The organism is Deltaproteobacteria bacterium, from assembly GCA_016234845.1.
GTDB lineage: Bacteria > Desulfobacterota > Deferrimicrobia > Deferrimicrobiales > Deferrimicrobiaceae > JACRNP01.
In genome coordinates this window covers 1-11,006 of record JACRNP010000204.1, presented here as the reverse complement: position 1 = coordinate 11,006, position 11,006 = coordinate 1, and the positions used below count along the sequence as shown (strand labels likewise).

Annotated in this window: 11 protein-coding genes; 8 read left to right on the top strand and 3 right to left on the bottom strand. The window is 69.1% G+C overall.

The window, feature by feature from the left end; translation table 11 throughout:
• From HZB86_12545 to HZB86_12535, 3 genes are all read left to right on the top strand, one after another.
• Nucleotides 1-368: glutamate dehydrogenase (locus tag HZB86_12545; protein MBI5906348.1), on the top strand; the 368-nt coding region annotated here is incomplete at its 5' end.
• Nucleotides 369-485: 117 nt separating this feature from the next.
• Entirely contained in the window at nt 486-818 is a 333-nt protein-coding gene (locus HZB86_12540; protein MBI5906347.1) for a DMT family protein, read from the top strand.
• Between the two features lie 126 nt (nt 819-944).
• Nucleotides 945-3,008 (top strand): transporter substrate-binding domain-containing protein, encoded by a 2,064-nt coding sequence (locus tag HZB86_12535; GenBank protein ID MBI5906346.1) that lies wholly within the window; start codon nt 945-947, stop codon nt 3,006-3,008.
• A 3-nt stretch (nt 3,009-3,011) separates the two neighbouring features.
• Here the strand turns inward: HZB86_12535 and HZB86_12530 are convergent, their stop codons facing one another.
• Nucleotides 3,012-3,512, bottom strand: a complete 501-nt coding sequence (locus HZB86_12530) for a hypothetical protein (GenBank protein ID MBI5906345.1) — start codon at nt 3,510-3,512, stop codon at nt 3,012-3,014.
• 164 nt (nt 3,513-3,676) lie between these two features.
• Here HZB86_12530 and HZB86_12525 point away from each other — a divergent pair, with 164 nt between their 5' ends.
• The 4 genes from HZB86_12525 to HZB86_12510 all read left to right on the top strand — a co-directional run bounded on the left by HZB86_12525 (nt 3,677) and on the right by HZB86_12510 (nt 6,097).
• The gene (locus HZB86_12525; protein ID MBI5906344.1) at nt 3,677-4,312 is read left to right on the top strand and encodes a CBS domain-containing protein; all 636 of its coding nucleotides are present in this window, start codon (nt 3,677-3,679) and stop codon (nt 4,310-4,312) included.
• 140 nt (nt 4,313-4,452) lie between these two features.
• Entirely contained in the window at nt 4,453-4,788 is a 336-nt protein-coding gene (locus tag HZB86_12520) for a 4a-hydroxytetrahydrobiopterin dehydratase (GenBank protein ID MBI5906343.1), read from the top strand.
• On the top strand, nt 4,785-5,657 hold the full coding sequence (locus HZB86_12515) for an NAD(P)H-binding protein (GenBank protein MBI5906342.1): 873 nt from the start codon (nt 4,785-4,787) through the stop codon (nt 5,655-5,657). Before HZB86_12520 ends, HZB86_12515 begins: the two co-directional genes overlap by 4 nt.
• A complete protein-coding gene (locus tag HZB86_12510) occupies nt 5,654-6,097 on the top strand; it encodes a PAS domain S-box protein (GenBank protein MBI5906341.1) in 444 nt (147 codons plus the stop codon). Before HZB86_12515 ends, HZB86_12510 begins: the two co-directional genes overlap by 4 nt.
• Here HZB86_12510 and HZB86_12505 read toward each other — a convergent pair whose 3' ends face one another.
• Entirely contained in the window at nt 6,098-7,000 is a 903-nt protein-coding gene (locus HZB86_12505) for an NAD(P)H-binding protein (protein MBI5906340.1), read from the bottom strand.
• Nucleotides 7,001-7,128: 128 nt separating this feature from the next.
• Here HZB86_12505 and HZB86_12500 point away from each other — a divergent pair, with 128 nt between their 5' ends.
• Nucleotides 7,129-8,130, top strand: coding sequence for a trypsin-like peptidase domain-containing protein (locus HZB86_12500; protein MBI5906339.1), 1,002 nt, complete (start codon nt 7,129-7,131; stop codon nt 8,128-8,130).
• Nucleotides 8,131-8,170: 40 nt separating this feature from the next.
• On the opposite strand, the gene acnA is transcribed toward HZB86_12500, so the two are convergent.
• Nucleotides 8,171-10,942 (bottom strand): aconitate hydratase AcnA, encoded by a 2,772-nt coding sequence (gene acnA, locus HZB86_12495; GenBank protein ID MBI5906338.1) that lies wholly within the window; start codon nt 10,940-10,942, stop codon nt 8,171-8,173.
• Nucleotides 10,943-11,006 lie beyond the last annotated feature (64 nt).

The following is an 11,006-nucleotide window of genomic DNA, read 5'->3' as shown; positions in this document are numbered from 1 at the left end:
TCACCGGCAAGGACGCCAAGAAGCTGGTGAAGAACGGCTGCATCGCGGTCGGCGAAGGCGCGAACATGCCGACCATGCCGGAAGGCGTGCAGGTGTTCCTCTCCGCGGGCGTCCTCTTCGGGCCCGGCAAGGCGGCCAACGCGGGCGGCGTGGCGACCTCGGCGCTCGAGATGCAGCAGAACGCGGGGCGGGAGGCGTGGGGATTCGAGGAGACCGACGCCAAGCTCCACCAGATCATGCGGAACGTCTACCGGCTCTGCTCCGAGGCGGCCGAGGAGTTCGGCTCCCCCGGCAACTTCGTGGTGGGCGCCAACATCGCCGGTTTCATCAAGGTCGCCCGGGCGATGATCGCCCACGGCCTGGTGTAGACCGGCCCGACGCGACACGAGGATTTCCGGCGGGCGGAGGGGCGACCCTCCCCCCGCGCACGTTTCCCTTCTGGTAAGATCCCCCGGAAATCAAAGCTCCCCGTCCGGAGGTGTCCCGTGCGGACCGTCGCGCTGTTGTTCTGCTCCAACATCTTCATGACCTTCGCCTGGTACGGGCACCTGAAGACTCTCCAGTCCCGGCCGGTGTGGATCGCCATCCTCGCGAGCTGGGGGATCGCCTTCTTCGAATACGTCCTGATGGTCCCGGCGAACCGGATCGGCGTGCAGCACTTCACCGTCCCGCAGCTCAAGGTGATGCAGGAGGTGATCACCATGGTCGTCTTCGCCGGGTTCGCCCTCCTGTACCTCGAGGCGCCGCTGAAGCTCGACTACCTCTGGGCCGCCCTGTGCCTCGTGGGGGCGGCGTACTTCATGTTCCGGGCGGTCTGAAAACGGGCGGTTGTCCTTCCCCGTAATATAGATTATTATCGATACGGTAGGCGTGGGCGATGGCCTACGCCCCATTGCGTCGGGGCCGCGGACGGCGCCGGGAGGTGCCGAGGCGGGAGGCTTCCATTGTTCGGCACCCTTGATCCCCATGCGGCCCGACGTTCCCTTCGTCCCGCGGCGCCGTTCCTCGCGTTCCTGCTCCTCGTTTCGACGCCCTGCGCATTCCCGGCCGATGTTTTCGGCGCGATGGACACGCCGCAGGGACCTCCTCCCATGCATCTCCGGGCCATCGTCCGGCCGAAGTTCCCCCTTCTCTCCGTGAAGGAGAGCGCACCGGGCCGACCCGAAGGGATGGCGATCGACATCCTGGAGGCGATCGGGAAGGAGCAGGGGATCTCCTTCACCTGGGTGATCCTGTCCCCCGATGCCGACCTGGAGGATGCGCTGCGCCGGGGAGAGGGCGACATCGCCGCCGACTGGGGCGGGACGACGAAGCGGTCCCGGGAGTTCGTCTTTTCCGAGCCGTACATCACGTTGCCGGTGAACGTGTACGTCCGGAAAGGGTCGAACGCGGTGCAGGACGCCCGCCGGTTGGAAGGCCGCAAGGTGGGGGTCGTCCTCCGGAACGTGGCGGACGAGATCCTCTCCGCACGGACCGATCTCAAGGTAAAGCGGTACGAAGCGGTCCACGACGCCCTATTCCACCTGCTTGCGGGGGAGATCGACGCGGTGGCCCACCTGGGGCCCATACTGTTCGAGGAGGCGCGAAGAGCGCGGATCGAGGACAAGATCGCACTGGTCGAACCGCCGCTTTCGGACAGCCCTCGGTCGTTCGCGGCACGGAAGGAGAAGACGGCGGTCGTTCACCGCCTGGACGCGAGCCTGAACGGGTTGATCGGCACTCCCGGGTACCGGCGGATCTACCTGAAATGGTTCGGCACCCCGAAGTCGTTCTGGACCGGGGAACGGATCGTCGCGGTCAACGCCGGGATCCTGATCCTGCTGTTAGCGGCGTTCGGGGGGTGGCACTACGCATCCCTTCTGCGGGTGAACCGGGCGCTCGCGGAGAGCCGCGCGCGGTTCCAGTCGCTCGTGGAGACGACCAGCGACGTCGTCTGGGAAGCCGACCGGAACGGGGCCATCACCTACATCAGCCCCAACGTGCGGGAGATCTTCGGATACGAACCCGGCGAGCTGATCGGAAAGACGGCGTTCGACATCCTGGCCCCCGATGGGGTCGCCGAGGGGCGGAAGGTCCTGGGAGAGGCCGTGGAGGGGCGGAAACCGTTCATCGGCACGCGGAATGTCTATATCCACAAGTCCGGCCGCCGCGTCATGACCGAGGGGAGCGGAGTTCCGTATTTCGGGCCGGGCGGCGCCCTGTTCGGGTTCCGCGGAATCCACCGGGACGTCACCGAAAGGAACCGCCTCGACGAGGAGCTCCGGCGAAGCGAGACCGAGCGGCTCTCGGCGCAGAAGTACGAAGCCGTGGGGAAGCTCGCCGCGGGGATGGCCCACAACATCAACAACCTCATGACGATCGTCAGCGGCTACGGATCGCTCCTCCTCCGGCGGATGGAGCCGTTCGACCCCCGGCGGAAGGATCTCCGTGAGATCCTGTACGCGGCCGACCGGGCGGCGATGATCACCGCGCAGCTCCTCGCCTACAGCCGGCAATCGATCCTCCTGGCGAAGGTCGAGGCGATCGACACGCTCGTCCTGGGACTGGTCCCCTCCCTGCGCGACCTTCTGGGGGACGGGATCAAGCTCGCGGTCCGCGGGGGATCGCCGGGCGTGGCGGTCCGCGTCGATGTCCGGCAGTTCACGGCGGGGATCGAGGAGCTCGCGAGGAACGCGAAGGAGGCGATGCCGGAAGGGGGACGGCTCGAGATCGCGAGCGGCGTCCGCGAGGTCGGAAAGCACGACGGGAACGGGGTGTGGTCCCCCGTCCCGGGCCGGTATGCGACCGTGTCCGTGTCGGACACGGGGTGCGGGATGGACCGGGAGGCCCTCTCCCACCTCTTCGAGCCGTTCCACACCACGAAGGGGTTCGGACGGGGGATGGGCCTCCCGTCGGTCTACGGCTTCGTGAAGCAGTCCTCCGGCTTCATCGAGGTCGCGAGCAATCCGGGACGCGGCACCACGGTCACGATCGGCCTGCCTCTCGCCGGGGAAACGGTTACCGCCTGAACCCTACTTCCCCATCATCCCTTCCATGTGCTTCAGGTGGGACTCCTGGAGGTCGGTCAGCAGCTTCGAATGCTCCAGCGACGCGGCGCGGAACGCGGCCGCGACGTCGTTGGCCTTGAGCGATTCCATCTTCCCCTCGAGGGCGCGCAGCTTCGCGATCGTCCCGCGCATCTCCTCCATGTGCTTCCCCATCGCCGCCTTCATCGGAGGCCCGCCGGACGGGCGGTCTCCGTGCGCGTGTCCGTGCCCCTTGTCCTTGCCGTGCACCGCGCCGTGCATCGCGCACTTTTCTTCGCACGCGCACTTTTCTTCGCACGCGCACTTCTCCCCGCACGCGCACTTCCCCTCCCCGTGTCCGCATCCGCACTTCCCGCCGCAAGGGGAATCGCAGCGGCATCCGCATCCCGGATCGGCGTGGAGCGGGACCGCCGCGAGATACGGGATCCCTGCCAGAAGCAGCAGTCCGACCGCCACCATGAAAATCTTCCGGATCGTCGTTCCCATCTTCGTTCCCTCCTCCGGGAATGGTTCCTTGCCGACCCGGAACATTGTACCGCGAAGTCCGGTTCGTGGGATTTGGACATCCCCCGGGGTATGCGGTACATTGAAGCGGTCCGGGCGATACTCTGGGGCGGGCGGTCCCGCCGCCCCGGCGGAGGCGGCGTTCGATGTTCGTCGGAAAGCGGATGACGAGGGATCCGAAGACGGTGTCTCCGGACACTCCGCTGTCCGCGGCCGCCCGGCTCCTGCGGGAACACGGCTTCCACCACCTGCCCGTCGTCGAGGGGGGAGCGCTGGTCGGGATCCTCTCCGACACCGACCTGCGGAACGCGTCCCTGGACGCCATGGCCGGGACGGAGGCCGGGAGCGGCGCGGGAGACCGGCCGGTCCGGGTGGCGATGCGGACGCAGGTGTGGTCCGTCACGCCGGACGATTCGGTCGAGGACGCGCTCCTCATCCTCTCCCGCGAGAAGTTCGGCGCCCTTCCCGTGCTGTCCGGGGACCGGCTGGTCGGGATCATCACCCGGACGGACCTGCTCTCCGCATTCGTCGACATCCTGGACGTGAACGACGTCTGTTTCTGCGTGGACGTCGCCTTTCCCCGGAACCTCGCCCGGTTCGAGGAGCTGGCCGGGATCCTCCAGGGGATGGGGATCGAGATCCGCAGCTGCGTCGTTTCGCCCCATGGCGAGGTCGGCGCGGTCAACGCCCACCTCCGGCTCGCCACCATCGACGGCCCCGCCGTCCGCCGGATCCTGCGGGAGCGCGGGTTCGTCCTTTCCGATCCGGCCTTCCGCCTCTGACGGGCCGCCTTCGACCGTTCCGTCCCGCCCGCATTCCCCTGCCCGAACTTTTCTTCCCGACGGGAGAAGCGACTTTCCGGATCCGGAATTCTAATGGATAAGGACCGGGCGAACGGGAGCGCGCAGGGGAGGGGTCGAAGGTGTCCGGGGAACTCTCGGAGAAACATTGCGTCCCCTGCAGGGGTGGGGTGCCCCCCATGCCGGAGGCGGAAGCCTCGGTCCGGATCTCCGCCGTCCCGGGGTGGCTCCTCGAAGAGGGAGGCGGAGGGATCCGGCGGGAGTTCCGGTTCCGGAACTTCGCGGACGCGATCGGATTCGCGGTCCGGGTCGGCGAGATCGCCGAAATCGAGGGACACCACCCGGACCTGTCCGTCGGGTGGGGGTACTGCACGGTGCGGTTCCGTACCCACGCCGTCCGGGGACTGCACGAGAACGACTTCATCATGGCGGCGAAGGTCGACCGCCTGCTCCCGTGAAGCGGCACCGGGGGATGTTCCTCGGGTACCGGGAGGTGCTGGTCACCGGCGGCACGGGATTCCTCGGCCGGGCGGTGTGCCGGGCGCTGCGGGATCGCGGGTGGCTGCCGAGGGTCATGGCCCGACCCGACTTCGGGGACCGGATCCCCGCCGGCGTTCCCAACGGGTGCCGGGTGACCCTGGGCGACATCCGGGACGGGGAGAGCGTCTGGAACGCCGCCCGGAGCACCGACGCGGTCGTGCACCTGGCCGGGATCTTCCGGGAGCGGCCCGCGGAAGGGTCGACGTTCGACCCGATCCACCGGCTGGGGACGCGGAACGCCATCGAGGCCGCCAGGGCGTGGGGGATCGACCGGTTCGTGCACATCGGGGTTGCCGGGGCGGGGCCGGACGCCCCCACGGCGTTTCTCCGGTCGAAGGGATCGGGCGAGGAGCTGGTGCGGCGCTCGGGGCTCCGGTACACGATATTCCGTCCGTCGATCCTGCGCGGCCGCGGATCGGTCCTCGAGGCGTCGCTGGCCCGCGCCGTGCGATCCTCCCGGTGGCTGCCGATGGCCGGAGGCGGCGAGCTTCAGTGCCGGCCGCTGGAGGTGGAGACGTTGGCGGAAGCGGTGGCCTCGTGCCTGGACCGCGACGATCCGCCGGGGGCCGTATTCGACCTCGAGGGCCCCGCGACGGTCGCCTTGACGGACCTCCTCGGGCAGGCTGCCACCGAGGCGGGACGGACGCTGCGCCTCCTCCGCGGGACGGCTCCCGCTTCCCGGGCCTTTGCAAGGATCCTCACGGGCGCGCATCCGTTTCCGGCCGGCGTCGAACCGTTGGACAGCCTGCTGGATCGTTCGACCCACCAAGGGAGGGGACTCCAATGACGGAAGAGGAAAAGAGCCGGCTTTGCCGGCAGATCGTGGAGGGGACCGGCGACGGGGTGATCTTCTCCGACCGGGACGGCGTCATCCGGATGTGGAACGGGGGGGCGGAGGGGATCTTCGGCTACACGGAGGCGGAGGCGGTGGGGCAATCGCTCGACCTCATCATCCCCGAACGGCAACGCGAGGCGCACTGGAAGGGGTACGCGGGGGCGATGCGGAACGGCGCGACGAAGTACGGGAACGAAACGTTGTCGGTTCCCGCCGTCCGAAAGGACGGGGAGCGCATCTCCATCGAGTTCACGATCGCGCTGGTCCGCGGAGCGGACGGGAAAGTGATCGGGCCGGTCGCGGTGGTCCGCGACGTGACCGCCCGGTGGAGCCGGGAAAAGGCGATGCACCAGCGCATCGCGTTCCTCGAGGCGGGGCAGACGGCCCTCTGATCAGGCGGCGGCCCGGTACGACGGGGCGAAGACCGACTTCGCGAACTCCTCCAGGGTCGTGGGGGTCGCCGCCGATCCGTTCCGCTCCCGGGTGGGCCGGATCGTCCCCGCGTTGAAGCCCCGGTACATCTCCAGCATCGCCTCGACGACGCTCTTCGACATCCCCATCCCGTCCATCGCCCGCCGCGCATCCTCCTCCGGGAACCGGACGTACGCGAGATCCGGAACCCCGATCGCCCTGCCCAGGATTCCGGCGGCCTCGGCCATCGTGATGTCCCGGGGTCCCAGCAGATACTCCACCTTGTGACCCCGGGAAGGGTCGGCGCAAAGCCGCCTCGCCGCCTCGTCCCCGATGTCCTTCGTCGCGACCATCGGAACCGCGACGTCGGGCCGGAGGGGGCTCCCCTGGATTCCGTTTCCCCGGATGACGGGTATGCTCCACAGGTGGTTCTCCATGAAGTACCCGGCCCGCAGGTGAACGACCTCCGCGTCGCGGAGCGCGGCCAGCTTCCCTTCGAAATCGTGGAGCCCCAGGATCGGTCCGGTCCCCCTGGAGAGGTGCGCCCCGACGCTGCTCAAGGTGACGACGCGCGGGACCCGGGCCTTGAAGAGCGCGGTGGCGATCGATTCCCCGATCGCGTCCTGGTATCTTCGGAAATCGACGGCGTCGTGCTTCGGCGGGATCAGCGCGAACACCGCCCGGGCGCCCGTAAACGCCTTCGCGAGAAACGCCGCGTCCTCCAGCTCGCCGGGCCAGGGATCCGCCCCCTTCCCGGCGAGGGGCCCGAGCCGGACCCGGTCCCTGGCGATCGCCCGAACCTCGTGGCCCGCCGCGAGGAGGGAACGGGCAACCCGGGAACCGACGTTCCCCGTCGAACCGCAGACGACGTACGTGTCCTTCATCGCACCCTCCCCCTGTTCGTGGTTCCCATGTTTCTTTAGATTCCCGGCCCCGGAAAAAGTGTCGGGTGGACGTAAGGATCTCCTTCCCGCGGTCCGGCATCGAAGCGGAAAGGGAAGGGGAGGGACCGATGGAGGAGCGAAGCGGATCTTCCGGCCGGTGCGAGGTGGGCGCCGCGGACCGTTCGGACGTGGAGCTGCTGGACGCGTACTCCCGGGCCGTCACCACGGTGGTGGAGGCGGTGGGGCCCGCGGTGGTCGGCATTTCGGTGGGCAGGGAGGCGGGGAACCGGGACGGGGTCGAGCCGCTCGGGGCGGGATCCGGGATCCTCCTTGCGCCCGACGGGTACGTGCTGACCAACCACCATGTCGTGCGGGAGGCGGGACTCGTGCGCCTGACGCTGATGGACGGCTCGTCCCTGGGCGCGGTCCCGGTAGGCTCCGATCCGCCGAACGACCTCGCGGTGGTCCGGGCGGACGGTTCCGGGCTTCCGTACGCCGCCCTGGGCGACTCCGCCGCCCTCAAGGTGGGGCAACTCGTGATCGCCATCGGCAACCCGCTCGGGTTCCAGTCGAGCGTCTCCACCGGCGTGGTGGGCGCCACCGGCCGCGGGATGCGGGGGAACGACGGGAGGCTCATCGAGAACGTGATCCAGCACACCGCCCCCTTGAATCCCGGCAACTCCGGCGGGCCGCTGGTCGATTCGAGGGGACGGGTCGTCGGGATCAACACGGCGATCATCGCCGCGGCGCAGGGGCTGGGCTTCGCGGTGCCGTCGAACACGGCGCGGCACGTGGTGTCGCAGATCCTGGCGCACGGGAGGGTGCGCCGGGGGTACCTGGGGATCGGCAGGAGGCAGAGGCCCCTGACGCGGCGGATGGTGCGCCACTTCGGACTGCCGCGTGAGTCCGGCGTCGAGGTGGTATCGCTCGACCCGCAGGGGCCGGCGGGAGGATCCGGGATCGCCGCGGGCGACATCGTGGTCGCGATGAACGGCCACCCGGCCGAGAGCGTCGACGACCTTCACCGGCTCCTCTCGGAGGTGGCGGTCGGGGAACCCGCTCGGCTGGACGTGCTTCGCGGCGCCGAGCGCAGGACCGTGGAGGTGGTGATCGCGGAGGCGGCTGCGTAGCCGGACGGAAAATCCGTATACGGCTCCGCGCGGCCGCCGGTCACCCCTTCCCGATCAGCCGCCGGAGGACGTACGGCAGGATTCCGCCGTGGCGGTAGTAGTGGACTTCCGCGGGCGTGTCGATCCGGGCCAGCGCCGGGAACGTCCGCTCCCCGCCGTCGCCCGAAACGCGCACCGTCACCCGCATCCGGGGGACGATCTCCCCGGAGATCCCTTCCACGTCGAACGTTTCCAACCCGGTCAGCCCCAACGATTCGCGGTTGGCGCCGTCCTCGAACTGGAGCGGGAGGATCCCCATCCCGACCAGGTTGCTGCGGTGGATCCGCTCGAAGCTCTCCGCGATCACCGCCCGCACCCCCAGCAGCCTCGGCCCCTTCGCCGCCCAGTCGCGGGACGATCCGGAGCCGTACTCCTTCCCCGCCAGGACGACCAGCGGAACGCCGGCTTCCGCGTACCGCATCGCCGCGTCGTAGATGGTCATCTTCCCGCCGCCGGGCGGGTACGTGGTCCAGCCCCCCTCCGTTCCCGGCGCGAGGAAGTTCTTCAACCGGATGTTCGCGAAGGTGCCGCGCATCATCACCTCGTGGTTCCCGCGGCGGCTCCCGTACGAGTTGAACTCCTCCTTCGGGATGCCGAACCCCTTGAGGTACGCCCCCGCGGGGCCGTCCTCGGCAATGTCCCCCGCGGGGGAGATATGGTCCGTGGTCACCGAGTCGCCCAGCACCGCCAGCGCGCGGGCGCCCCGGATATCCTCCACGGGCGGAGGCTCCTTCGGCAGGTTCTCGAAGAAGGGCGGGTTCTTGACGTATGTGGACGACGGGACCCAGGCGAAGCACTCCGACTTCGGCACAGGAAGTTTTCGCCACGCCTCGTCGCCGGTGAACACCTCGCCGTACTCCTTCCGGAACATCGCCGAATCGACCGCCGATCGGACCGCGGAGGTGATCTCCCCGGGGGACGGCCACACCTCGGAGAGGAAGACCGGACGCCCGTTCCGGTCGCTCCCCAGCGGCTCGGAGTACGGGTCGAAGTCGACGTTCCCCGCGAGCGCGTACGCGACCACCAGGAGCGGCGAGGCGAGGTAGTTCGCGCGGCACAAGGGGTGGATCCGCCCCTCGAAGTTCCGGTTTCCCGACAGGACCGACGCGGCGACCAGGTTCCCCCGGCGGATCGTCTCGGCCACCGCCTCGGGCAGCGGGCCGGAATTCCCGATGCAGGTGGTGCATCCGTACCCAACGAGGTGGAACCCCAGCGCCTGCAGGTACGGCATCAGCCCCGCGCGCTCCAGGTATTGGGTCACCACCTTGGAGCCCGGGGCGAGGCTGGTCTTGACCCACGGGCGCGTCCTCAGCCCTTTCTCGACCGCCTTCTTCGCGAGGAGCCCCGCGCCGATCATCACGGCCGGGTTCGACGTGTTGGTGCAGCTCGTGATCGCAGCGATGACGACCGACCCGTCCCGCAGGTCGAACGCCCCGTGGTCCAGCCGCAGCGTCGTGGCGCCCGGGGCCCAGGCCGCGTGCGGGGTCTCGCCCGCTTCCGCGGCGCACCCTCCTTCGCCCAGCCACCGGTCGGCGCCGTCGTCACCGTTCCCGGCGGTGGGCTCCTTCCCCCAGGATGCGAGCGCCTTGCGGAACGCCGCCTTCGAATCCTTCAACGCCACCCGGTCCTGGGGCCGCTTCGGCCCGGCCAGGCAAGGCTCCACCGTTTTCAGGTCGAGGGACAGGGTGTCGGAGAAGACCGGATCCCGGGTGTCGTCGGTCCGGAAGAGCCCCTGCTCCTTGCAGTACGCCTCCACAACCGCAACCCGCGCCTTGTCGCGCCCGGTGAAGAGCAGGTACGAGAGCGTCTCCCGGTCGACCGGGAAGAAGCCGATCGTGGCGCCGTACTCCGGCGACATGTTCGAGATCGTGGCGCGGTCGGCCACCGACAGCGAGGAGAGCCCCTTCCCGTAGAACTCGACGAATTTCCCGACCACCCCCTTCTTCCGGAGCATCTGCGTGACGGTGAGGACGAGGTCGGTCGCCGTGGCTCCGACCGGCAGTTCACCGGTGAGCTTGAACCCGACGACCTCCGGGATCAGCATCGAGATCGGCTGGCCCAGCATCGCCGCCTCCGCCTCGATCCCGCCCACGCCCCACCCGACCACCCCCAGCCCGTTGATCATCGGCGTGTGGGAGTCGGTGCCCACGAGGGTGTCGGGATACGCCTGCGCTCCGCCGCGGAGTTTCTTCGTGAACACCACGGGGGCGAGGTATTCGAGGTTCACCTGGTGGCAGATCCCGGTGCCGGGGGGGACCACCCGGAAATTGCGGAACGACTCCTTTCCCCACCGGAGGAAGGCGTAACGCTCTCCGTTGCGCCCGTACTCCTTCGCCACGTTGTCGGGAAAGGCGGAGACCGCCGCGAACCGGTCCACCTGCACCGAGTGGTCGATGACGAGGTCGGCCGGCATCTGCGGGTTGATCCTTTTCGGGTCGCCTCCCATCTTCTTCGCCGCGTCGCGCATCGCGGCGAGGTCGACCAGCGCCGGCACCCCCGTGAAATCCTGGAGGAGCACCCGCGCGGGGCGAAAGGCGATCTCCCGGTCGGAAGGGGCGGCGGGCGACCAGTTCGCGAGCGCCCGGACGTCGTCGGCCGCGACCGTGTGGCCGTCCTCGTGCCGCAGGAGGTTCTCGAGCAGCACCTTGATGGAGAACGGGAGCCGGGAGACCTTCCCGACGCGACGCTTCTCCAGCGCCTCGAGCCGGAAGATCTCGAACGATTCCCCGCCGACGGTTTTTCGGGATCGGGATCCGAAACTGTCCGGTCGCATGGCGTCGTGGCCCTCCGCGCGGTATCTTGTTGTGGTACGAAAATGGTACCACGCCGCGGGAGGC

Bases quoted from the DNA above. Each gene is read 5' to 3' on its own strand.
- HZB86_12500 (MBI5906339.1), top strand. From the start codon at position 7,129: ATGGAGGAGCGAAGCGGATCTTCCGGCCGGTGCGAGGTGGGCGCCGCG.
- HZB86_12530 (MBI5906345.1), bottom strand. From the start codon at position 3,512: ATGGGAACGACGATCCGGAAGATTTTCATGGTGGCGGTCGGACTGCTG.
- acnA (MBI5906338.1), bottom strand. From the start codon at position 10,942: ATGCGACCGGACAGTTTCGGATCCCGATCCCGAAAAACCGTCGGCGGG.
- HZB86_12525 (MBI5906344.1), top strand. From the start codon at position 3,677: ATGTTCGTCGGAAAGCGGATGACGAGGGATCCGAAGACGGTGTCTCCG.
- HZB86_12505 (MBI5906340.1), bottom strand. From the start codon at position 7,000: ATGAAGGACACGTACGTCGTCTGCGGTTCGACGGGGAACGTCGGTTCC.
- HZB86_12510 (MBI5906341.1), top strand. From the start codon at position 5,654: ATGACGGAAGAGGAAAAGAGCCGGCTTTGCCGGCAGATCGTGGAGGGG.